This is a genomic window from Moorena sp. SIO3H5 (assembly GCF_010692395.1).
Lineage (GTDB): Bacteria > Cyanobacteriota > Cyanobacteriia > Cyanobacteriales > Coleofasciculaceae > Moorena.
Genome location: NZ_JAAHHS010000025.1, coordinates 45,790 through 69,134, shown reverse-complemented (window position 1 = coordinate 69,134; position 23,345 = coordinate 45,790). Strand labels below are relative to the sequence as shown.

General features: G+C 41.6%; 18 protein-coding genes. 13 read left to right on the top strand and 5 right to left on the bottom strand.

All coding sequences use genetic code 11. From position 1 onward, the window contains the following. The first annotated feature begins 286 nt into the window (after positions 1-286). The 3 genes from F6K52_RS04475 to F6K52_RS04465 all read left to right on the top strand — a co-directional run bounded on the left by F6K52_RS04475 (position 287) and on the right by F6K52_RS04465 (position 2,139). Positions 287-538, top strand: coding sequence for a hypothetical protein (locus F6K52_RS04475; protein ID WP_075902058.1), 252 nt, complete (start codon positions 287-289; stop codon positions 536-538). Positions 539-592: 54 nt separating this feature from the next. Next, positions 593-1,768: a murein transglycosylase A gene (locus F6K52_RS04470; RefSeq protein WP_293074627.1), complete on the top strand. Its 1,176-nt coding sequence runs from the start codon at positions 593-595 to the stop codon at positions 1,766-1,768. A 152-nt stretch (positions 1,769-1,920) separates the two neighbouring features. Then, complete coding sequence (locus tag F6K52_RS04465; RefSeq protein WP_293074625.1) at positions 1,921-2,139, top strand: hypothetical protein; 219 nt, start codon at positions 1,921-1,923, stop codon at positions 2,137-2,139. Here F6K52_RS04465 and F6K52_RS04460 read toward each other — a convergent pair. Continuing rightward, the gene (locus F6K52_RS04460) at positions 2,136-3,782 is read right to left on the bottom strand and encodes an ABC transporter substrate-binding protein (RefSeq protein ID WP_293074623.1); all 1,647 of its coding nucleotides are present in this window, start codon (positions 3,780-3,782) and stop codon (positions 2,136-2,138) included. The genes F6K52_RS04465 and F6K52_RS04460 overlap by 4 nt on opposite strands. Before the next feature lie 447 nt (positions 3,783-4,229). On the opposite strand from F6K52_RS04460, the gene F6K52_RS04455 reads away from it, so the two are divergent. From F6K52_RS04455 to F6K52_RS04445, 3 genes are all read left to right on the top strand, one after another. Continuing rightward, positions 4,230-5,507, top strand: a complete 1,278-nt coding sequence (locus F6K52_RS04455) for a DUF6745 domain-containing protein (protein ID WP_293074622.1) — start codon at positions 4,230-4,232, stop codon at positions 5,505-5,507. A gap of 291 nt (positions 5,508-5,798) precedes the next feature. Then, entirely contained in the window at positions 5,799-6,593 is a 795-nt protein-coding gene (locus F6K52_RS04450) for an RNA methyltransferase (protein ID WP_293074628.1), read from the top strand. Between the two features lie 232 nt (positions 6,594-6,825). Then, positions 6,826-8,298, top strand: a complete 1,473-nt coding sequence (locus tag F6K52_RS04445; RefSeq protein WP_293074620.1) for a serine hydrolase — start codon at positions 6,826-6,828, stop codon at positions 8,296-8,298. A gap of 53 nt (positions 8,299-8,351) precedes the next feature. Here the strand turns inward: F6K52_RS04445 and obgE are convergent, their stop codons facing one another. Then, complete coding sequence (gene obgE / locus F6K52_RS04440; RefSeq protein WP_293074618.1) at positions 8,352-9,380, bottom strand: GTPase ObgE; 1,029 nt, start codon at positions 9,378-9,380, stop codon at positions 8,352-8,354. Positions 9,381-9,526: 146 nt separating this feature from the next. Further along, positions 9,527-10,228: a Mo-dependent nitrogenase C-terminal domain-containing protein gene (locus F6K52_RS04435; protein WP_293074615.1), complete on the bottom strand. Its 702-nt coding sequence runs from the start codon at positions 10,226-10,228 to the stop codon at positions 9,527-9,529. Positions 10,229-10,394: 166 nt separating this feature from the next. Between F6K52_RS04435 and F6K52_RS04430 the strand changes: the two genes are divergently transcribed. The 4 genes from F6K52_RS04430 to F6K52_RS04415 all read left to right on the top strand — a co-directional run bounded on the left by F6K52_RS04430 (position 10,395) and on the right by F6K52_RS04415 (position 15,852). Next, positions 10,395-10,733 carry an EamA family transporter gene (locus F6K52_RS04430; protein ID WP_293074611.1) on the top strand — a complete coding sequence of 113 codons (339 nt, stop codon included), beginning with the start codon at positions 10,395-10,397 and terminating at the stop codon, positions 10,731-10,733. 356 nt (positions 10,734-11,089) lie between these two features. Further along, positions 11,090-11,980, top strand: a complete 891-nt coding sequence (locus F6K52_RS04425) for a WecB/TagA/CpsF family glycosyltransferase (RefSeq protein WP_293074608.1) — start codon at positions 11,090-11,092, stop codon at positions 11,978-11,980. 782 nt (positions 11,981-12,762) lie between these two features. After that, the gene (locus tag F6K52_RS04420; protein ID WP_293074605.1) at positions 12,763-14,745 is read left to right on the top strand and encodes a hypothetical protein; all 1,983 of its coding nucleotides are present in this window, start codon (positions 12,763-12,765) and stop codon (positions 14,743-14,745) included. Between the two features lie 165 nt (positions 14,746-14,910). Further along, a complete protein-coding gene (locus tag F6K52_RS04415; RefSeq protein ID WP_293074602.1) occupies positions 14,911-15,852 on the top strand; it encodes a glycosyltransferase family 2 protein in 942 nt (313 codons plus the stop codon). A 229-nt stretch (positions 15,853-16,081) separates the two neighbouring features. On the opposite strand, the gene rpsU is transcribed toward F6K52_RS04415, so the two are convergent. After that, the gene (gene rpsU / locus F6K52_RS04410; RefSeq protein ID WP_070394310.1) at positions 16,082-16,282 is read right to left on the bottom strand and encodes a 30S ribosomal protein S21; all 201 of its coding nucleotides are present in this window, start codon (positions 16,280-16,282) and stop codon (positions 16,082-16,084) included. An 821-nt stretch (positions 16,283-17,103) separates the two neighbouring features. Then, complete coding sequence (locus F6K52_RS04405; RefSeq protein WP_293074599.1) at positions 17,104-17,409, bottom strand: RNA-binding protein; 306 nt, start codon at positions 17,407-17,409, stop codon at positions 17,104-17,106. Positions 17,410-19,060: 1,651 nt separating this feature from the next. Here F6K52_RS04405 and F6K52_RS04400 point away from each other — a divergent pair. The 3 genes from F6K52_RS04400 to F6K52_RS04390 all read left to right on the top strand — a co-directional run bounded on the left by F6K52_RS04400 (position 19,061) and on the right by F6K52_RS04390 (position 23,239). Then, positions 19,061-20,023: a glycosyltransferase gene (locus F6K52_RS04400; protein WP_293074597.1), complete on the top strand. Its 963-nt coding sequence runs from the start codon at positions 19,061-19,063 to the stop codon at positions 20,021-20,023. A 96-nt stretch (positions 20,024-20,119) separates the two neighbouring features. Then, positions 20,120-21,562 (top strand): oligosaccharide flippase family protein, encoded by a 1,443-nt coding sequence (locus tag F6K52_RS04395; protein ID WP_293074594.1) that lies wholly within the window; start codon positions 20,120-20,122, stop codon positions 21,560-21,562. 348 nt (positions 21,563-21,910) lie between these two features. Beyond that, positions 21,911-23,239 carry an O-antigen ligase family protein gene (locus F6K52_RS04390; protein WP_293074591.1) on the top strand — a complete coding sequence of 443 codons (1,329 nt, stop codon included), beginning with the start codon at positions 21,911-21,913 and terminating at the stop codon, positions 23,237-23,239. Positions 23,240-23,345 lie beyond the last annotated feature (106 nt).

Below are 23,345 nucleotides of genomic sequence, written 5' to 3'. Positions count from 1 at the left end.
TTTTACCAGGACAGTTTCCTTTTGATCTGCCTAGCTACCAGCAGCTGATCTGCCAAAATCCACAGGAACTGCGCCAAATGTTGCCAACGGTGATGGAAAATTTGCTAAAACGGTTTAATTTATCAACCTAAGTACTCTGTGAATGTCAAGCAAGACTGGTGGATAAAGGACAAAGGACGTTTGGGATTTGGTGTATTGGGAATCCCTTTGACCTTTGTCCTTTGACTTTTTGCCTTCCCCTTCAAGGTCGCTGATAATAGTTGGCATGGATTAAGGAGAATTTTCTATGCCAAGAACCCCAGACGAGTACGCTGTTCACATTCTTTTGTCAAGTGGTCACCGGGAAGAAGTACGGTTTGCCACAATTAAAGAGTTTCAAAAGTGGTATAGTGGCGAACTTATCCCAAAATCTAACTCTGAAGACTTCATTAGCGTACCCATTAAAAATGTCCAAGGGGAGTACATGGTAGTACGTCCTGCTCGTATCACTGCTATGCGGGTGGAACCTATTTTCTCTGGTAGCGTCGAACGTTTTTAATACACTTTGACTGCTTTGACTGGGCGATAGCTGGTGATTGGATTCTTGGCAAGTATGAGAAAAACTCTAACTCGGATTTCCCTGACCATAGGAATAGCCCTCCTACCGATTAGCGGTGCTGCAGTTGCTAGTGTTCCGCTGCAAGCGGTTCAACTAGACACTGTTCAGTTCAATCAGGATCCATTGGGTTTAGATGAACAGCTGTGGAAGCGTTCTGGTGGTCAGTCAGGGGACTGGCGAGTGATGTTGAGGGCGATAGACAATAGCTTGCGTTATCTGAAAACCCCTAGTGCTGCTAAGGCTTACCAAAACTATTCCGTACCAGGAGTAACTCGCGATCGCGTCCGCCGTTCTCTAGTCCGTTTCCGCCAACTTCTGATCAAGTCCCCTACTCCTCAAGCGTTGCAAGCGGCCATCCAACAAGAATTTGTCTTTTACAAGAGTGTGGGGAAGGACAATCAGGGAACTGTTGGGTTCACAGGTTATTTTGAGCCAGTGTATGCTGGGAGTCGCACACAAGGTGCTGAGTATCGCTATCCCCTTTATGGACTACCCTCTGATTTCCAACGTTGGCAAAAACCTCACCCAACCCGTGCGGCATTGGAAGGATGGGATGGTTTAGGGAAAAATAGCCCACTACGAGGGAAAGAACTAGTTTGGTTACGCGATCGCTTAGAGGCGTTTTTGATTCACGTTCAGGGTTCAGCCCGAATTATAATGCCAGATGGCACCTTGATGAGCGTGGGCTACGCTGGTAAGACGAGTCATCCCTACACTAGTATCGGGCGGCAACTGGTTAACGATGGCAAGATGGAGCTAGAAGGGCTAACCCTGCCTGCGGTGATCGATTATTTCCGCACTTCACCGACGGAACTGAGTCAATATTTACCCCGCAATAAAAGTTTTGTGTTCTTTCGGGAAACCAGGGGGGCACCTGCTACTGGTAGTCTTGGTTTGCCAGTAATGGCTGAGCGCTCGATTGCTACCGATAAATCTATCATGCCTCCAGGAGCCTTGGCTCTTATCCAGACTAGTATTCCTTATCCCAATGCTGTGGGTCAGTTGGAATCTAGGCTGGTCAGTCGCTATGTGTTGGATCAGGATACTGGTAGTGCGATTAAAGGACCGGGTCGAGTGGATATATTTATGGGTACTGGTAAATTGGCAGGTAATCGGGCAGGGCTGATTAATGATACAGGAGAGTTGTACTATTTGTTGCTTAAAAACTAACACTACAAAATAGAGGTCAAGCTTTACCTATAAACTTGAACTATCAAACTCTATATAGAATTATAGATAAAAATATACTCGAAAACACACCTGATCGCCTACATTACCCGTTGAAACTGAGAAGAAAGGCTAAAAAAACGAGGTAGGTCAATATGAGTGGTTCTCAAGGGTCAAACCAAAATTCTTTCAGTCAGCTTGATGTGGTTGCTGTGATGTTTTTCAGTTCTTTTGTACTTGGCTTTATTCCTATTAATATTGCTTTTAAGCAAAACCTACCAGTTAATGAAGATTTTGTCAATCCAACAGAAGTAGAACTTTGGGGGGTTGAACTCTCCCCCGGCTTAAAGCACGGGGGCAGCCAGTTAACTTAATTTCCCTTATCAATCTCCCACAGTGGCAATTGTTGAATTGGGTCTAACTGGACATTCTTTAAGCCTGACTGGGCAAAAGCATATTCCTTTGGTTGCCATAACGGTATTAAGGGTACATCCTTTGCTAAAAGTTCTTGGATCTCAGCAAAAATCTGCTTTCGGGCGGCTGGATCTGATTCCTGACGCTGTTGCTGAATCAGTTTATTCATGCGATCGCTATAGTAAAAGGATCCCTGAGAGCGACTAGCTCCAGCTTCACACCCTTTCCCTTCGGAACCTTTAGTACAACTGACTAAGGGCTGAATAAAGTTATCAGGGTCAGAAAAGTCAGGATACCAATCGACTAAAGCACTCTGATAAACTCCCTTACCTAGATTGCCAAAGAAATTTGCTGACTCCACAGTTTGGGGCTGGATTTCGACAATCCCCCCAAGTTCCTGGGCAGCATATTCTTTGAGAAGACTCGCAAGTTGTTGCCGGGTTGCTGAACCTGAGGAATACCAAATTTCTAATGTCAACGGATTGTCTTTAGTAAATCCCGCTTTGGCTAGCAGCTCTTTAGCTTTGGCAATATTACCGTCACCGTAGGCGTCTTTAAAGGTTGGCTTGGAAACATCAAAGCTAGTGGGAATGATACTAAAGGCTGGTGCAGCTTGGTTTCTTAGCACCCGTTCGTTGATCAGTTTACGATTAACAATCGCAGCGATCGCTTGTCTGACTTCTGGTTTATCCAACGGTGCCATTTGGGTATTGAGCACCATGTAATTAATATTATTGCTAGGAGATTCTATGACTTGCCAACCGCCAGACGGTGCTCCTTTTTGCAAACTAAGGATTTGATCGGGATCTAAACTTTGATAACCAATGTCTACAGCACCGGTTTTGATGGAATTGAATAAATTAGCGGAATTGGTCAGGATTTGAACATTTAATCCCTTATTGGCTGGTTTTTTACCCCAATAGTCTTCAAAAACATCTAGGCGAATCCCGTTAGGACTAAACTTAACTAGCTTATACGGACCAGTACCTACAAATTTGGTCGGTTCAAATTTACCACTACCAATTTCATAGGCATTGGGAGAAACAGCACAAGTTCCAGAAAAAGCTAACAGTGCTGGAAAGGCAGCGAAGGGATTTTTGAGTTTAATCGTGAGTTCGTAATCTCCAGAGGGTTCAATCGAATCTACCAAACCTTCGAGTAGAGAAGAGGGCTTGCCACCATTTTCGATAAACCGACGCAGGGAAAATGCCATGGCTTCAGCATTAAATGGGGTGTTATCATGAAAAACTACACCTTGGCGTAAGGGAATGGTGTAAGTTAAGCCATCCTTGCTGATAGTAGGCATAGCAGTTGCCAGTTGTGGCACTAATTCTGAGGTCCCCAGCTTGTAGGTATAAAGGCGATCGCCTAAGCTGTAATGGATGTTACTAGCTGCTAGTTCATAGGCATCGGCTGGATCGAGAGTTCTCGGTTTTAGGGTAGTACCGATGGTGAGTCTATTACTGTTACTGCTGCTGGAGGAACCTGTATGTTGATTGCTAGGAGAACCACCACAACTAATAATTAGGAAGCAGCTACAGAGGAATAAAGCTAGAAATTTACTAGTTGACCAGTGTTTGCGGGATAGGGGAAACCAGTTCATGCTTAGGTAATTGTGATTAGCGACGAGTAATTTCTTATCGTAGCTATCTTATAACTCCTTGCAAAAAATATAGCGTTTTAGAATACAGCGATGATTTATCTAGAGGGGGGTTCTTCCGTAATTAGTATGCTAATTTAGCCTAAAAAATAAACTATCAAAATATCAAAGCTATATAACTTAGTAGGTTTATTTAATTTAACCCATTATTATAGCATAAAAGTCCCGAATAGCCACATTATTTAATCCTCAATCCTAAGCAGTCAAACACAAGCTGATAGCTGAACGCGCACGCGTGCGGGTAGCGCATTACCTAAGAGCTTACCTAATACCTGAGAGCTTACCTAATTTGTGAATAATTGTTACAAAAAAACATACTTTAGTGTAAAAACAGCCAGCTTAACTTGAATAACTAATTAGATCCCATAACTCCTAGCTAACTACCGTTGGATGAAAACACTCCCCCACTTACTAAACTCAGCACTCAGCACTCAGCACTCAGCATTCAGCACAATTGTCAAATCGGGATTAAATGGGAATATCAAACACAGGTATGGCGATATGTGGCAACCCAATATAAAACATCTGACCCCAGAGCAAGAGACTTTAATCCCAACTTATCAAGAAAAGTGGCATAACTTATCTTTATTGACTGGAGCCATTGATCGTCACGAAGCAACAGTAGCCATAAACGCTGCCTATACAGCCATTGGCAAACCAGTACCAGATATTGTTTTTTGTGATAGCCCTTACGGTTTTTTTCAAATTATCCTGAACCAACTCCAGCAACACATTGACAGCCAACTAAAGAGTCAACTCCAGCCAAGACTGGAGAGTCAATTAATCAATCAACTACGGCAACATCTCAACACCCAACTCGGCAAAGAACTCCAACAAGAGCTACTCTACCAACTCGGGCGAAAGCTTAACATTAAACGGATTAGCCGTCAACTTGAAGAGAAACTGTGGCAACCCTTGGACACTTCCATGGGAACCCAATTACACAGGCAATTGCAAAACCAATTGTTATATGAACTAGATACATCAACAGTTAGTCAACAGCGAATTCGACTGGGTTTGCAAGTACTTGAACAACTTGGGACTGAATTGAGACTATTCATGTCACCCTTATACTGGAGTATTGACAGTAGTCGGTTTGACTTTTATATTTCCGTCTTAAATTGCCCTCACCATCAAACCACATGGGAAATATTCCAATCCCTAGTCAAACACTGTAGTTGGATGTTCCCATGTGAAAACATCTGCTTCGTTTGCGATCGCCCAACCAAGGTCTCATTTGACACTCAAGACCGCCTTCATAGAGAAGGACAGCCAGCCATGGAATTTGCTGATGGTTTCAGCTTATACTCCTATCACGGCGTGACGCTACCAGAAAAATACGGGACAGTCAACCCCAACCAGTGGCAAGCTGGGTGGCTTTTAGAAGAACCCAACGCTGAACTTAGGCGAATCCTCATTGAAGGAATTGGTTACGCCCGAATTTGCCAAGACCTAGAAGCACAGCGATTGGATTCCTGGCAAGAATACACCCTATTAACAATTAATAACGATATCGATATCGAGCCAATTTTTCTACTCAAGATGACTTGTCCTAGCACCAACTTTGTTCACATTATACGAGTGCCGCCTCATGTAGAATCAGCCCGTGAAGCAATTCGCTGGGTAAATTGGGATACTGATCCAGAGGAATTTTTAGTCCAGACTTGAGTCCAACTCAGGTTAATATCAAGTGGTGAATACCAAAGTTGCCCTCAAAGATAGCACCATGTCTTGATGCAGTCGCTTCCCCATCAGCAGAAGAGGGAGCAGGACTGAAGCAGCGACTCTACCTGTAGGGTGCCTTAATAACGCACTCTATACCATCAGCGCGTTTGTTGCCCAGTTTTGCCTAAGTCCTGAACTTGCACAAATGGTGCAACTGTTTTGTGCTGGAACGGTGACTTTCAACCTACCCTAAAAGGGAAGCCTGGGCAAGAACAACCTTCTTAAACCTTGAAAATGTATATCGGAGTCAGGATTGTTTTAGTAGAACCCGCTGGTCCATTGAATGTGGGTTCTGTAGCGCGAGTGATGAAAAATATGGGGTTATCGCAGCTGGTGCTAGTGAATCCTCAGTGTGACCATCTCAGCCAAGAAGCACAGCAGATGGCAGTGCATGGGGTAGATATCTTAGAAAAAGCCCAAGTCGTAGCAACCATAGCAGATGGCTTAGTCGGGTGTCAAAGAGCGATCGCAACCACTGCTCGTAGCCGCGCCATCCCCACTACTCTCGAACATCCCAGAACCGCCTTACCCTGGTTATTGTCACCTGGCGTAACCTCTGCCCTGATTTTTGGCCCTGAATCTAGGGGATTGAGCAATGATGAACTCAATCATGCTCAGCGGTTTGTCCGGATTCCCACTAGTTCCACCTATCCAGTCTTAAACCTAGCCCAAGCCGTAACAGTGTGCTGTTATGAACTTTATCAATATCAACTTGATCAAAGTACACACCAGCCATCACCCATCCCAACTCAACCCTTATCCCCCGCTCTCCCCTACCAAGATGCTGCTCTTTTGGACCAGATAGAACGCTACTCTAAGCATCTAGAAGCCTTATTATTGAAAATTGGTTATCTTTATCCCCATACCAAAGCAGCACGGATGGAAAAGCTGCGACGTCTATTAAACCGAGCAACCCCCACCACAGAAGAGATCAACATGCTCAGAGGAATGCTCCGCCAGGTAGAATGGGCGCTAGAATTTTTACCAAAGTCTGGGGTAGATGATCCATCAAAACCAAACCAGTCCTAAAATAGGCTTGCATAGGTTTTATTGGAGGTGTGATATATGGGCGCTTCAACTGTTGGTACTAGATCAAAACTCTGTAATCGGAAGACTCAAGAAAAACTGAAAGGGAAGCTTGATAGCGCTACATCCATTAAAGTTCTCTCCCTTATCATTAGACCATACTCAGAAAATTCCGAGAACTAGCAGATTGTTTCGGGTTTTATGTATCTGGTAAACCTCAGCCTAAGATTCAGCAGTGGAAAAACAAAAGAAACCAACCTCCTCCCGCCGCCGCCCGCGTCGCCACCTTACCAAACAGCCACAAACTAAGGAAATTAAACCCTCCAAATCCCAACCAAAACAGAAAACGCGCCGCCAAAGCTCATCCGCCAAATCAAATAAATCTCGGTCAACCCCGCCACCTACCCCCCGTACCCGTGCTCGTCTATCCCGTTCACCAAAACCTTCTACAATTCGCTCCAGTCAATCCCAGCTGAGGGTAGCATACCGAACACCCCAGTTACCAAACCTTCGTAGAAGACTCAATCCCTTTGCTACACCAGCGTCCTCATCCTTGCCCACCATAACCAATGCTCGTAATCCAATTCGGCAACGTCCTCAGCCACAATTGGTTGCTGATTTATCCCCTAACTCCTCCAGAGCACACCAGCTAAAGGCTAGACTACCCCTCTCCAATACCCCGAATCACCAATCTGTACAAATTCGGAGAACTCGCCGAGAGCGCCGTTCCGAAAACTCCTCTACCAGGCTATGGATTTTGATTATCCGTTTGCTGATTGTAGGCATTGGTCTCGCAGCGATCGCAGGTACCGTATTATCCAGCTTGGGTACTGCTAGCCAACCATCTACCAAAACCACAGACAATGCTCCAATTGAAGTCCAGCAGACTTTGAGTCAGACAATTAGTTCTCAATTGACACCCCTGCTGCTCAACAAATCTCCCTTACAAAAACAAATTCAAACTCTAGTAAAGCAACACCCCCAATTGCAACCTGGAATCTTCATTCATGATCTTGATACTGGTGCTTTCCTAGAATCAAATAGCCGTCTCATTTTTTCGGCTGCTAGCACCATTAAGTTACCAATTCTAATTGCTTTCTTTCAGGATGTAGATGCAGGCAAAGTTTTCTTAGATGAATATATAACCATGAAACCAGAGATGATTGCTGGTGGTTCTGGAAACATGAAATATCAAAAACCAGGCAAACAGTACAAAGCTCTGGAAGTAGCAACCAAAATGATCACCATTAGTGATAACACGGCTACAAATATGCTGATTGAACGTCTTGGTGGCATCGAAGTTCTCAATCAACGATTCCGCTCTTGGGGGTTGAAAAAAACTGTACTGCGCAACCCCCTACCAGATTTGCCAGGAACAAACACCACTAGCCCAAGAGAACTAGCTAGTTTGATTTTTAACCTTGAGCAAGGTAAGTGGATTTCTCCCCAATCTCGTACTGACCTGATCGATATCATGATCAAAACCAAGACCAACACACTATTACCCCAAGGACTAGGTAATGGTGCCACCATTGCCCATAAAACTGGCACCCTTGGCCGACTACTGGCCGATGTCGGTTTAGTCAAAATGCCCAACGGCAAGCGTTACATTATCACCGTAATGGTCAAACGCCCCTTTAATGATAGCAGTGCCGAAAAACTGATTCGCACAATTTCTCGACAAGTCTATGACTACTTGAATAATTAGCCATTAATAATTAGTCATTTCTTAATTACCGGTTAAACCTTGAAAGTTCACTGTTAAAGGTTGACTGTTGCCTTTGAGGAATCTGCCACTGACAACTGATCTAGAGATTGCCAGATTTTCGATAACAAAGCATCCAAGCCGATTTTAGCAACAGCTGAAATCGAAAAAACTGGTACCTGAGTAAGCTGATTTAGGTAAGTAGACACCTCATCGATCATGTCTTGATCAACCGCATCTACCTTATTAAGGGCAAGAATTTGGGGACGCTCTGGCAATTCTCTCCCATAGGCTTGTAATTCCTGTTGAATGGTTTGATAATCAGCAATCGGGTCAGCAGCAGTAATATCAATCAAATGGAGTAACAAGCGAGTGCGTTCGATATGACGTAGGAAGTCGTGACCCAGACCAATACCTTGATGAGCTCCAGCAATCAACCCAGGAATGTCAGCAAATACAGTACCATCCCCAGTTGGTTTACGAACCACACCTAAATTCGGAATCAAAGTGGTAAAGGGGTAATTGGCTATCTTGGGTCGTGCCGCTGAGAGTGCTGAAATCAGAGTAGACTTACCAGCATTAGGTAGACCAATAATGCCCACCTCCGCCAGTAACTTCAACTCCAAGCGTAACCTCAATTCCTCTCCTGGTAGTCCAGGTAACGCATGCTCTGGTGCGCGATTGTGATTACTCAGGAAATGCCGATTTCCCAAACCTCCTTTACCACCTTTGGCAACACACAGCATTTGCCTAGGTTTCACCAAATCCCCCAGCAGTTCTCCCGTGTCAGCATTGTAGACAACCGTGCCACAGGGAACTTCAATAATGCGATCGCTACCATTTTTTCCCGTCCGATTATTAGGGCCTCCCCGACCCCCATTCTCAGCTCGAAAGCAATGGGCGTATTTGAAATCTAGCAACGTTTGCAGATGCTCTATAGCATTGAAAATCACGCTACCCCCCCGACCACCATTACCCCCCGCCGGTCCTCCAGCAGGAACATACTTTTCCCGCCGAAACGCCACAATTCCATCGCCCCCGTTACCAGCGACAACTTCAATTTCTGCTTGGTCGATAAATTGCATAATTAGTTTTTAGTCCTTAGTTTTTTCTTGACATCAGTCAGTTGAACCCATTTCCCTTAATTAATCTAACTAAGAATCACCAATGACTAATGACTAGTCACCAATGACTTATGACTAATCACCAATCACCAACCACTAATCACCACTTATAAATAAGCTGAAACATCTTCACCACAATCATCGGCTAAATAAGATAAAGCCCGGAAGCGCAAGCCAACTAACTGATCATAGAGAGGATTAAGCTTACACATCGGTGGGATGTGGACGATTTTGTGATTAAATAGCTTTACGTCCCGTTCAAACGGACACTGAGAAGGAATCAGTTTGCACATAAATCGAGCGACCCGTGGGTCATTAACATCCATACCATCTAACCAATCCCGCATTGGCTGTAGAATATCCGAATGGGGATGGTCAGAACTTCCTGGTTCTTGAGCTAACGCATCAACAGAATCCCTTTGCTCACTTGCCTTACCGTCATAAAGAGTTACCTGCAGTGATTCAAGAGCCTCAACCTTATGACCTAGTGCTTCACAGAACTGGTCTAGAACATCAGCTTCAGTCGCAGAGTACACCCCATCTGCCAAGGCTACCATTACAGCAGTTCGTAGAAAATTCTCTGCGGTTGTGTTATCCTTACCTAAAGCTGCTGCCAGTTCTTCAGGAGTAATGGGTTTATCGAAAGACTGCAAATCAGTGCCAGGAGCCAATGTCTCTTGGGTGATTTGAGCCATAACCTCTTGTTCTTCTGGGTCAAAGTGACCATCAGCCCAGGCAACGGCAAATAAACCCCGCAGCCAAGCTGAAATTTGTTCTTCGGTGTAGGTAGCAGAGCTAGAAATAGCCATAAATACTTAAAATCAATCTCCTAACACTATTTTAGGAGCAATCACAATAACTAATCGCTCCATAAGCTTGAAGCCTATAACATCAAACTAGCAATCGGATTAAGAAGCATCGACCACTTGTAATTCTGAGATATTCGTGACTCTAGCAGAATTTATTCTTTTCTTAATGTCAGTCCTAACCAGTGCTACTGGACAGTTCTTGCTCAAAACTGGAGCCGAAAAGCTGGAAAAAGTTAACGCTAGCAATTGGCTAGATCAAATTTTCAGTATACCCAAGACCCCAGAGATTATAGCAGGGTTATGTTGTTATGGTTTAGGGGCACTCGCATACATTTTGTTGCTGACCAGGGTAAATCTTAGCGTTGCTGGTCCTTCAGTATCCTTGACTTACATCTTCTCCGTACTGATGGGCTATTTTTTCTTTAAGGAAACCATCCCCCTTAGTCGTGCCGTGGGGTTGGGTGTGATTATCTGCGGTGTAATGTTGGTAATTTGGAAAAGATAAGTTAGTCATTTGTCATTTGTCAAGACCATGGATGTAAGCCTCTTGTGTACCCGCCTTTTTTAGGGGGGTAATGGGGGGATACCATCCAAGCATACAAGGTTTTTACCTCCTCAAGACTTATCCACTCAGATCTGTAAAATCAGATCTGTAAAACTGCTGTAATTCCCTATTGCCGGTGCTCTGTTGCCAGAGCCGAAGTTACCTATTGCCTAAAACCTTAATTTCGATTAGCAGCTGCGTAAGTCCTACTTGTGATAGACACACATAACTTATTCATAATTTGGACATCGTGAAAACGCGATCGCGGACAACCGGTAGCAATACTGTAATTAATCACTACTCTAACTATTACGGCAATGGCAATAAAAAATAAACTGAATGAATTAGATTATTTACCTGCTATTAATGTACATTTGCTAGAGCGTAGAATATCTTGTGTAACCGTCCCTAGGATTGTAGACGCCATTCATGCCGCTTGCGTTGAAGACAGAAAAATAACCGTAGCTAACTACAACGTACATAGTTTTAATCTTTCGATGCAGCTCCCCTGGTTTTATGAATTTATCCAAAGTGCAGAAATCGCCCATTGTGACGGTATGGGTATCTTAAAAGCCCTTCAGTTTATGGGGTACAATTTATCGCAAAAATACCGCGCCTCTTACACACTATTAATGCCCAAATTACTGGATAATTTTAACCAAAATAGTTTTTCAATATTTCTGTTGGGGTCAAAGCCTAAGCATCTAGAAACAGCCCTTAATAACCTCAAAGAACAATACCCCAATATTGTTGTCGATGGTCACCATGGATATTTTGATAAAGAAGACCCCAGACAAAATGAAGAGATAATTAATAAAATCAACCAGGCAAAACCTAATCTTTTATTGGTAGGCATGGGTATGCCAATTCAAGAAAAATGGATTTGGCAGCATGGTAGTCGTCTTAATGTCAATGTCTTCATGCCTGGTGGTGCAGTAATCGACCGATTGGCAGGTTTGGTTCCTGACTGTCCAGAATTTATTTCCAATCTTGGTGGAGAGTGGCTTTATCGCCTATCCCGTGAACCCAAACGTCTCGCAGCTCGCTACTTACTCGGTAATCCAGCCTTTTTCTTTCAACTTGCTCTAGCTAAATTTTATGCACAACCTTTGAGAGTAGAGAAGATGGGGTACATGCTAAATGGACAAAAACACAGTTTAGACGAGCCTGTAAGCCTTCTTTCACCATTACCTCAGGGAATGAACTAGGAAAATCAGGATGCACCTGATCTGCAGCTTTTAGTAAGTTCTAGCTAGTCAACTCAGAATAACTGAAAAAATTAATTTTATTAATTTAGTCTCAGTCATGGTGCAAAACCACCATGATCGTGATTCATACCAAGTGATACTAAGTTGCATTCATAGTTAGCACTTTCATCCCATCACTTCATCACCCCATCACCTTTTGAGGAAAATACTATCTTTGATCCCAACTTAGTATAACTTTCCCATTAGCTACCCTTGACGTTTAAAAAACACTTGGTATGTTTCAGGTATATTTCGGTATTTGAGAGTGTCGGTTCACTGATCACTATTGACATAAGCAAAATGCTGTGAATACCTTGGCAGTATTCCCCCAGCTTAGCTGTAGGCTAACTGGGGGTCTTATGTAGTGTATGTTTGTATCCCAATTGTATAGGCACAACAGAGGTAATTCACCAACCTTCCAAGATCGGGAGAGACTTTTAGAGTTTTCACAAATACACTGCTTTGATGATCGATAATTTTTATGCTTTAGAGTAATAGTGTTACTTTTTCTTCACTAATGGGAATGCTGTGATTAGATAGTCTGAGATTTCTCACTTAGCCAGGGCAATGCTTTTATTGCCCGTTTTTTAATTACTCTTTTCAATGCTAGTCCCCTTAACTCCTTATCTATCCTTACTTTTCCCTTGAATAGGAAAATCAGAGTAGTTAAGAACACATAGATATAGCAAGGAAAACCCAACACTGGATTAGGTTTTCAGCAGCTTAGTTTCAAGATAGGTCAGATGGATCACACACTAGCCAAGATCATCAATACATCCCAATACGTATCCTTTGATATCTTTGATACCGCAATTATACGCAATGTTTTAGAGCCAAGTGATGTTTTTACACTGGTTCAAAAACAGTATGAGCATTGTCATTCCGAGTTATTACCAAATTATCCTAAGCTTAGGCAAAAAGCTGAAAAAAAATCTAGGGAAAAACTCTGGAGACGAGAACAGGGTTCAGAAGTTACCTTGGATGACATATTTGAGTGTTTGGTAGAAGATTTTGGACTTAATAACCAAACCTCACAAATACTAAAAAAAATTGAAATAGAAACCGAAAGGGAGGTTTGCAGACGTAATGAATTTATTTTTTCGGTCTATAACTATTGCCGAGAAAATCAGAAACAGATTATTTTTATCTCAGATATGTATCTCCCCCTATCGGTGATTAATAAAATTATTAATGCCGCAGGCTATGATCAGAGTGACAAGCTATTTTTGTCTTGTGCTATAGGTAAAACTAAATTTGTGGGAGATATTTATCCATATGTTGTTAAACAGCTAGGATGTAATCCAGAAGATATTCTTCACATTGGTGATAATTATCAGTCCGATGTTTTGAATGCCAAAGCCAATGGGTTATTAAGTTATTTTTATAAAAAACCAAGAGACAGAGCTATTAATAGTTATTGGTTTCAAAAGGAAAAATTTCATAAGCTTGTTAACAAAAAAAAATCTATTGATAGTTCATTTTATCTAGCAACCATTATCAATCAGTATTATTGTGCTCCTCAGGATAACCAAACTACTGACGAAGAGGATTTTTGGTATAACTTCGGTTTTAAGAATGTTGGGATACTTTTTTTGAGTTTCATGAATTGGTTGCTAGATGCAACCACTAAAGATGGCATAGACAAAATTTTCTTCTTATCCCGTGATGGTTATATCATGCATAAGGTTTATTACCTACTAGCCGGATATAGAGATAATAGTCCAAGGGCAGACTATATGTATGCCTCAAGAAGAGCTCTCAATATTCCTAGCATCTTTGAATTAAACGATGTAGCCATGGATTTTTTAGCGAGTGGAACGAGTATCTTAACAGTTTCACAGTTTTTAGAGCGAATTGATCTTGACCCTAACCAATATCGGCAAGAAATTCAAAGCGCTGGTTTTGTAGATAGTCATCAAAAAGTAAAAACTCAAGAAGATTATATCAACTTAAATAAGTTGTATAAATTACTAGCTAGTGAAATTTTACAGTTAGCATGCTCTGAACGAATAAATCTTTTAAATTATCTAAAATCTATTGGTTTATTAGATAAAAAAAGAATAGCAATAGTAGATATAGGGTGGAATGGAACAATGCAGTATTCTCTATCTACACTGCTCAAAAAAATAGAGAAAAATATAGAAATTAAGGGATACTACTTTGGAATACTTAAACAGGCAAAAAAAAATCGCAAACAAGGAATGGATATGTCTAGTTATATAATTGATTTAGGCAAGCCTAAATATTACAAAAATCTAGTAAAGCTATGCTTACCATTTTTGGAATTTATCCATGCTGCTCCCCATGGCAGTGTTCATAATTATGCTTGTATAGGACAAGAGGTTAAGCCAGTACTTGATGAACATGACCTCAGCTTACAGGATAGAAAAAAAGCTTTACTTATTCAAAAGGGTGCTTTAGAATTCATTAGTCAATACCAAAAATATATCCAAAACTATCCCTTCATTAAGCCCCTCAAAAAAATGGCAACTCAACCTTTGTATAGAGTTCTCAAAAATCCTACTCTTTATGAAGCAGAAAAATTAGGTGATATTGAGCATTCTGAAAGTTTTGGAAATATTAACGATAAACGGTATATTGCTAAACCTCCCACTGATATACCCCTACTACTATTGAGATTTGATAAATTATTCAGTTCATTCAAATCATCCTATTGGCGTAGGGGCTATATAAAGAGGTTGTTAGCTAATATTTATTCCTTTTAAGACTTACGAATTTTAGTTGATTTCGCCCCCCTAACGACTCAAATATGGGAAGCAATGCTTAATTAGTCCCTTAAACTGGTTATTTTTTTTCCAAAATCTGGCTAATCATAGGATTTATAATCAGCAGACAGTTTTCATTTAACATATCATCAGGAGGATATAACCTTGAAACCCTTAGTTAGTGTCGTAATACCTACCTATCGCAGACCAAAATTAGTTAAACGAGCTGTTCAAAGCGCTCTGGCTCAAACCCTTAGTCAAATTGAAGTCATTGTTGTTATAGATGGTCCGAATGAAGGTACTTGTGCCTCACTAGCAGAAGTGGATGACTCCCGGCTAAGGGTGATTGAACTGCCCACCAATCAAGGTTGCACCGCCGCTCGGAGGGCGGGGGTTGCTGCAGCTCAAGCCCCATGGATTGCTCATCTAGATGATGATGACGAATGGATGCCCCAAAAACTGGAACTGCAACTGGAAGCTGCTAATCGCTCCCAATACAAATACCCTATTGTCAGCTGTTACCTAATTGCTCGGACTCCCCAAGACGATTCCATTTGGCCGAGAAGAATTCCCTCTAAATCAGAACCAATGAGTGAATATCTGTTTGTTCGTAATACCTTCTTCCAGGGAGAAGCAGTAATTCAAGCTTCAACTATTTTTACATCCAAAGAGTTATTGCAAAAAATCCCCCCCAGGATCAGCGGTGAGGTTCACGAAGATTGGGACTGGCTGTTACGGGCGACTACTTTGGAAGAGGTAGGAATTGAGTTTGTGACTGAACCATTGTCAGTGTGGTATTTAGGAGACAACCGTTCTAGTATGAGTAGAACTACTAAATGGCGGAATTCATTAAACTGGATTCAAAAAGTACAAGACTTAGTCACACCCCGTGCTTACGCATCCTTTATCTTGACAGAGGTAAGTTCAAGAGCTGCTTTTGCTGGTGAGTGGAAGGCATTTTTTCCCCTTCTGTGGGAAGCCATTCGCCATGGCAAACCCCTACCTATGGATATAGGTTTGTACTTCGGTATGTGGCTACTCTCTCCCAATACTCGACGCTGGTTGCGAAATTTACTGACTAAGAATCCTCAGCCATTAACAACTTGAGCAAAAAATCAGGTTACATCAAGTCCACTTTTATCGTTTGTGATTTGTAGTGTTCATAATCTAAGGTTGTTTTGGATAATGGGTAACGGGAATAGGCAACGGGTAACAGGTAATGGTAAAGGAGTAATCACAATTGCCAATTACCTATTACCTATTACCTATTACCCACGCCTTACAATAACGATGCTACCGGAGTGGATCCAAAAAATTAATATAGCAATCTACCCTGCTAGAACCGTCTTCTACGGTTTCGGAGTCTTCGACGTTCCCGATGTCTCGCAATTTCTTTACGTTTGCGTTTTTGTGCAAATGTCTCAAAATGACGATTCTTTTTCATATCAGCAAAGATGCCAGCTTGGGAGACTTTTCGCTTAAATCGACGTAGGGCTGATTCTAAGTGCTCATTTTCACCAACCACCACTTGGGTCATTCAATGTCCTCCTGTTTTGATCGCTTCCGTGGTCGAATAACAAGTCATCATTCATCCCATAAGAACAGGACAGGGCAAACCTCTGATTGACTGACAAAACTCCTACAACTGACGGAAGGTGTTGGCATCCGGCCAGTTTTTAAAACGAATGGCTCATATCTAAAGTCCGTTAAAAATCATAATATTGCACCTGGATAGCCTGCACTCGTCTATGGCAAGGAAATCCGAATTAAGCCTGCCAAAAGCAAGCTCTCAAACTCCTTATTTTTTCCTTACTCCTTGTCAAGGGAACTGTGATGGTTTATTTCCACGCTTCAGCCTACAGAGTTTGCTACAATATATCGCTTAAAACTGACTTTAGCTATGAGCCGTGGAATTAATGGCCTTGCTTAATAATGGAATGATTTGAATAGTTATTTGGAACGGGCAAGATGCCCGTTCTCAATATTTTCGGGCAGCCAGGATGCCGACCCCACTCATATTCATTCCTTGATTCAGCAATACCGAGTTAACGATATTGTTGCTTAACTCACACACTAAAACTAGTGTGATTCTCGATCTGAACACTACCTATTTTGGTTTTCCTACTCTAGGTCTTAAACGTTCATACTTGTCTGAATCAAAGAGTTTAAGATGCCTTCAATCCACTTATAGACAGCAATCCTAAGCACACTAGTATCTTTCAACTATAGTTCGGGTTTGCTTTACCCTACCAGGATTACTTCCTAAATTCTGACGCGCAGCGCAGAACTTGACAGGGGTAAAACCCCTGCCCTGCCCTCAGACCTGAGAATTGGGTTTTGATTTAGATCAAAGCGAGCTTAGTAGTGACGAGCGCCGAAGTTATCACCTCTGCCGCGACCCCCCCCAAATGAGTTTCTTTTTTCCCGAGGTTTGGCTTTATTTACTTTGAGCTCACGCCCCATCCATTCAGCTCGATCAAGCTCTTCAATGGCCTTCGCTTCTTCCTCCTCTGTGTTCATTTCCACAAAAGCAAAGCCCCTTAATTTACCTGTCTCGCGATCGGTGGGCATGTGAATTCGCTTGATTTTGCCATACTCTTCAAACACAGATTTCAGATCCTCTTCTGTCACCTCACGTGCAAGGTTACCAACGTAGACAGACATACAATATCTCCAAAATTTGATTTATGTAGAGATAGAAATTTCGGAGGCATGCTTAGCAATATGAAACAGAAGAAACCTGTCAACACTGAAAACAAAAACTGCAACCGATACCTATACTCGCTTTTTATGATAACATAGACATTAAGGTGACTAACCTCCTACTTGGGTTGTGCAATTAAGTTGTGCAATTTAAGGTGTTATGCATTTTAATTGCATAGTTGCCAGTTTTGAAAAAATTTTTCATACCCACTCCTCATCTGTGGCCTCCCCCCTCATAACCGTTTCATTATAGCCCCAAATCTCGATAAACCAGGGAAGGTGACTGAATTGGGACCTGAGCTTTTGGCGGACGCTATCAGCGTGTTGCTGATCAGCCCATTTGGTTATAACCCTTCGCTGATCAGTAGTTGAACCAAAGTTTTTATAACTATGTAAATTTTTGTAACTTTTTATCCCATCTGGTTGGAGCAAGGATGGGGTATTTTTTAGCATTTCTTAATGTAGCACCGTTTATTTTTGAATATATTTTAGCATTTAATGCATTAAATAACATATTAATATATTATCTGAATTTTTTATAATAAGTATAAATACTCAAAATTAGTCAACAATTTGCGATTAGCCCTTCAGGCGGCGTAAGCCCCATGGCAAAATCCCGAAAATTAGTAATCTTTTAGAACTACACAATGTAGTGCAGAATGTGGGTCATCAATTAATACCAATTCTTCAAAGCTAGACTACCGATGCAGATGGTGAGATGGTGAGATGGGGAGATGAAATTAATGTTTAGCTGTAATTTTACGAATTAGTATAACTTGATTGATGAAGGCAAAATCTAAAAGCAATCCCACCCTTACCGCCCTTATCAAGTGAGGCAAGCAAAATAAAACTTTATATAAATTTTAGCCAAATTATGTATTTTATATCTATTGTTTAGACCGCAATTATACGGATTTTTGCGAGATTTTACTTAATTAAAAGTTACTATAAAAAATCGGAAATATTTCGGAAAATATTTTTAATTATTGACACTATAATTGAGTTATAGCAATCCTCAATCATTTGTAAAATCAGCAAAATATGGAATCATTGCTGGGCAAGGGTTATAGCCATCACTTTAGCCAATATATTTCACGAATCATTTAGGACTGCTATATAAGCAGGTGCACAAAATTAATTACACATTATCCAAAACTCAAAGCCTTACGATGTAAGGGGTACAGAGATTGGTAGTAGGAAATTAATTTTGTTTAGGTGCTTATTAATTATTATTATAAGTAAGTTTTTTTTACGTCAAGATAATTAAATTGAGCTAAGTGTTTTTCATAAAGTAAATCCCTAATTATATTTAGCAAATAACTATAAATTACCAAATCAATAATTATATGATTTTCAAATATAATTTGAAACTATAATTGATGTTAAAAGCCAATAGTAAACAGTAAAAAAAACAAGCATTGTTTTGTTTGATGATAAATTAGCATTGGGTTTCATGGTCTATTTAGTTTTGCTATAGATAGTAAAATTTAACGAAAATAAGTCAGTAGGATTTGACTGGGTAATGAGAGATTGAAAAATATATTTTTAACCCCATCACTTCATGATTTGTAGTTTTAATAAATGAAATAAATATTAGGGATAGGAGTTTTGAATGATTACTTCACCAAAAGTCAGTGTTGTCGTTCCTGCTTATAACGTTCGTTCCTACATTTCGGAAGCGCTAGTTTCTCTTGAGCGTCAGTCTTATCAAGAATTTGAAGTCCTGATTGTTGACGACGGCTCTACTGATGATACCGCTGAACTGGTTAAAACGTTTTGTCGGCGAGATTCACGCTTTCAGTTATTGCAGAAGTCCAATGGAGGACTGTCATCGGCTCGTAACTATGGCATCCGTCATGCTCATGCTAGCTACATCGCTCTACTTGATGCAGATGATGTTTACAAGCCAGACAAACTAGCTAAGCATGTGGCTGTACTGGATCGGGAACCAGAGGTAGGGGTTGTCTACAGTGCCTCACAAGCAATCAGTGATGATGGAAGTCCCACGATAATTCGTCTGAGTGGTAAGCCAGTTATGTCTGACCCACTCCTAGCGCTACTGTGTAAAAATTTCATTGGTCATGGTTCTAATGGTGTATTCCGAAGCTGTCTAGTGGATGAAGTCGGGGAATTTGACGAAGGGTTACGCAGTTCAGAAGATATAGATTTCTGGTTAAGAATTGCCGCTACGAGACACTGGCGTTTTTATCGGGAGCCAAGAGTCCTGTGTTGCTATCGAGTTCGTCCTTCTGGACTGTCTTTTAACATAACACAAATGCAGCATTCTCATGAACAGGTACTTAAATCAGCTTATGAACGCTCTCCAGAATTGGTAGAGAAAATATTGCCGACGGCTTACGCCTATATGTATCGCTATCTAGCTCGATTATCCCTAACTGCTGGTGATGTAGCTAAAGCTGTTCACTTTATCAACCAAGCGTTAGTTGCCAATAGCTCAATCTTCTATCGCGATCCGCGATCGCTTCTGACGCTGGTAGCTGTACGTCTGGCACCACTAGCCAAGTTGGTGATTAAGCGATCACTTGGCTCCGTAGAATACACAGGAAACAACTAAAAATTTTGTATTAGTCATCAGTCATTGTTCATTTGCCTTTGACATGTAAGCCTTTGACATGCAAGCCTTTTGTCCCTTCCAAACCTTGCTAACCTAATGAAACTCAGCTCGTCGTTACTCACAAGTGGCTTCTGGACAACATACGGAGCCCTCGGGACACGTCTGCTGGTATTGCTAAGTAACCTGATACTAGCAAGGTTGCTGTTGCCATCTGAATTTGGGGTGATTAGCGTTGCCTATATTTTTTGGTCTTTCCTAAATTTGTTCACCCAAGGCACCATCAACTCTTTTATTGTCTACAAGGGCATTGAAGACCAGCGTTATTTAAATACAACATACACAATTGCTATTGCCAGGGGATTGATTTTGGCAGTGGCAATGGTGGCGATATCCCCCCTAGCGGCTAACTTTTTCGGTGTACCAGACCTGGTCTGGATTCTGATCGTGTTCGCCTTTAATCTGCTGGTGGCTTCTATCCAGTCTGTTTATCAGGGAGTACTCACTAGACAGATGAGGTATCGGGAAATAGCTCATGCTACCATAATCGCCTCCTTAGTGCGAGTAGTCTCTACTACTGGTTGCGCCTTTATCGGTTTGAGCTATTGGTCATTTGCGGTGGGAGATGCTGCTTTTCGGGTTATAGAGTATTGGATTAGTCGTCGTGATGTAGAACACAAATTCCGCTTAGAGATTGATCCACAAGCTAGCTCAGAAGTTTTGTCGTTCTGTTTTGGTGCCACTGGCTCGAGTTTGGGATTTTATGTAAATGCCAATGGTGACAACTTTGTCATTGGTAAACTGCTGGGTAATACTAATTTGGGATACTACAACTTTGCTTACCAATTGACCCAGACAATTAACACTGTAATGGGTGAGGTGATTAATCAGGTAGGAATGTCCTCCTTCGCCCAGTTAGAGAATGACGAACAGCAGCAAAGTGTTCTAGTAACCATGGTTGAACAAATGGCTTTCCTAGGGGCTCCTCTATACGCCTTATTTTTTTTAGTGGTAGACGATCAGGTCATCTCTATGATATTTGGCCAGAAGTGGGTGCCAGCCTGCCAGGTGATTCCCTGGTTACTCGTGTTTGCTTACTTTAGGCTGATCAATAATTCACTGATTAATATGCTTGCAGCAAAAGGCAGAACTGGGATTAATGCCAAGGTTAACCTCTTGATTGCTCCCGTAGCGTTCTTGAGCTTTATCATTGGTGCTGAGCAAGCAGGAATAATTGGGGTGGGAATTGCAGTTACTTTCGTGCTAGGAATTGTCTGGACAGTTTACTGGTGGTGGGTTGCTTGCCGAGCACTAGGTTGGCCATTAATGAAGTTTTTACTTCCGTGCTTTAAAGCTGCTCTGATTGTACTGCTAGCAATTGTGAGTTGTCTAGGTTTACCAACAATCCTGAAGCCCTTCCTATTTATGAGTCTCTATATCGTCTTTATTCGCCTCATCGCTGCCAAACAATTTTTTAGTTACCAGTCTCTACTAGGGAAATTGGCTAATCAGCTGACAAAGTTAGGCAAAAGTCAGTTATAAGCTCATAAATTCAGTAAATTTACTGAAGGTTAGGTTAACCGAATTCACTTTTTAATCGGTAATTTCTCTAATCTAAATTAAGGCATTCAATAGGCACAATGTTATTGTGGCTGCTAATATATAGCAATTATCACTTGAGTGATGTAAAAAGTCATTGATTGTAGGGAGCGGTGCGACCCGTGGCGAATTTAATTCTTAATACGGAAAGCACACCGGAGGAGCGATCAATAGAAATAAAAAATGACAAATAACAACCAAAACAACACTATAAACGAACGAAGCTAGCAAATTTGAATCACTCTCATAGAATGAACGTGCTCTAAAATATCAAAGTATGGACTGTTAAATATGACTTCTAGCATACCAGATTTCCAGACCAGAAACTTTAAACTGGGTGCCATGTCATTTCCAGAAAAAGTTATTTACTGGGTGATTGTGCTAACACCGCTCTGGTGGTTGTCGGGAATACAAACACTCTTCTACCCAGCGGTAGTTGTTGGTTTGTTAGCAGTAAACTTTGATATCGATAAACTCACTAGGGTATCAATACCCGTTTGTATCTGGGGTTGGTTAGGTATGGCTCTAGTCATGGTCTGGACTGCTACGTTTGGTCTCAATGACGTAGGATTTGCCTTGCAGAGAATTGCTGCTACCTTCGTAACTTTTTTCAAGAGCTATTGTTTAATTGTTGCCGCACTGCTCCTACCGTTTTGGCATGTCATCAGGGTTAAGGTGGTCACCCGTGCTGTAGCTTGGATGGCAACAGGATATTTAGTGACTATCGCCATTGAGATGGTCATGCTGGTAGTGGGATTAGGCAAAGAACCTTTTGTACCGCCCTTAGCGCGTCTGATTCCCGGAGGTGCTATGAGTTTGCTAGTTACATTTGCTGAGTTCCAACCTTTTTTTGGTATCCCGTTACCCAGGACAGTTCTTTACACCCCGGACCCCCCGATTGTAGGGGTGTGTTCGATTCTAAGTTTTTTCATTTGCTTGGGTGAAGAAAACCGGCGCTTACGTCAAGTATCCGTAGCGGGTTGTTTAACCGCTCTGCTAATTAGTTTTAGTCGTTTATCCTGGATTTCCTTTGTGATGGCATTGGTCATTACAGCTTGCTTCCGCAGCAGTTTGGCTCGTCAAGGTTCTTTATGGATTGGTTCATTAAGCTCATTACTTTGTGCTTTTTTGGGAGGTCTGACCTTAAGTGATTTACTGAAAAAGCCCCTAGAAATCTTCGATAGTGCTCGTGCCGCATCCTCGAAAGACCGCGAACTGGTGGTTACTAAAACCCTTGAGGCTTGGCAAGAACGCCCCTGGATGGGATGGGGAATTATACAAGGCTCAGTCAAATGGTATATCTACGACATTGCTTTGGGTTCCTTTTCAACTTACGCCTCAATTCTTTATTTGCACGGCATCATTGGCTTTATCTTTTTTCTAGCTGCCCTAGGTTCAACCCTTTGGAATACTTGGACTCCAGCGATTCGTGGTAACCATCATTGCCAGTGGGCATTTGCAAGTCTGGTGGCTTTGTACATGCTTCTCAACGGAACACCCTTGAGCTGGATGACAGTGTATTTGTGGTATTTTTGGGTCTGGTTAGGGGCAATTCTTGCCGAAATACAGCGAAATGAGCAGTTTGTCTCTCGATGGGAGCACTTATCTGGCAGAACTTGAAAATGGAAAAGGTAAAATTGAAAAAAATTAGACTTTTATTTATTTAAATAAATTTATTTTTTATTTATAAAAACGTTGATTTAGATTAATTTTTAGTATTAATTAA

What these genes read in the sequence shown, in the direction of transcription:
- F6K52_RS04475 (WP_075902058.1), top strand. Translation starts at nt 287, where the DNA reads ATGCCAAGAACCCCAGACGAGTACGCTGTTCACATTCTTTTGTCAAGT.
- F6K52_RS04470 (WP_293074627.1), top strand. Translation starts at nt 593, where the DNA reads ATGAGAAAAACTCTAACTCGGATTTCCCTGACCATAGGAATAGCCCTC.
- F6K52_RS04465 (WP_293074625.1), top strand. Translation starts at nt 1,921, where the DNA reads ATGAGTGGTTCTCAAGGGTCAAACCAAAATTCTTTCAGTCAGCTTGAT.
- F6K52_RS04460 (WP_293074623.1), bottom strand. Translation starts at nt 3,782, where the DNA reads ATGAACTGGTTTCCCCTATCCCGCAAACACTGGTCAACTAGTAAATTT.
- F6K52_RS04455 (WP_293074622.1), top strand. Translation starts at nt 4,230, where the DNA reads ATGAAAACACTCCCCCACTTACTAAACTCAGCACTCAGCACTCAGCAC.
- F6K52_RS04450 (WP_293074628.1), top strand. Translation starts at nt 5,799, where the DNA reads ATGTATATCGGAGTCAGGATTGTTTTAGTAGAACCCGCTGGTCCATTG.
- obgE (WP_293074618.1), bottom strand. Translation starts at nt 9,380, where the DNA reads ATGCAATTTATCGACCAAGCAGAAATTGAAGTTGTCGCTGGTAACGGG.
- F6K52_RS04435 (WP_293074615.1), bottom strand. Translation starts at nt 10,228, where the DNA reads ATGGCTATTTCTAGCTCTGCTACCTACACCGAAGAACAAATTTCAGCT.
- F6K52_RS04430 (WP_293074611.1), top strand. Translation starts at nt 10,395, where the DNA reads ATGTCAGTCCTAACCAGTGCTACTGGACAGTTCTTGCTCAAAACTGGA.
- F6K52_RS04425 (WP_293074608.1), top strand. Translation starts at nt 11,090, where the DNA reads ATGGCAATAAAAAATAAACTGAATGAATTAGATTATTTACCTGCTATT.
- F6K52_RS04420 (WP_293074605.1), top strand. Translation starts at nt 12,763, where the DNA reads ATGGATCACACACTAGCCAAGATCATCAATACATCCCAATACGTATCC.
- rpsU (WP_070394310.1), bottom strand. Translation starts at nt 16,282, where the DNA reads ATGACCCAAGTGGTGGTTGGTGAAAATGAGCACTTAGAATCAGCCCTA.
- F6K52_RS04405 (WP_293074599.1), bottom strand. Translation starts at nt 17,409, where the DNA reads ATGTCTGTCTACGTTGGTAACCTTGCACGTGAGGTGACAGAAGAGGAT.
- F6K52_RS04400 (WP_293074597.1), top strand. Translation starts at nt 19,061, where the DNA reads ATGATTACTTCACCAAAAGTCAGTGTTGTCGTTCCTGCTTATAACGTT.
- F6K52_RS04395 (WP_293074594.1), top strand. Translation starts at nt 20,120, where the DNA reads ATGAAACTCAGCTCGTCGTTACTCACAAGTGGCTTCTGGACAACATAC.
- F6K52_RS04390 (WP_293074591.1), top strand. Translation starts at nt 21,911, where the DNA reads ATGACTTCTAGCATACCAGATTTCCAGACCAGAAACTTTAAACTGGGT.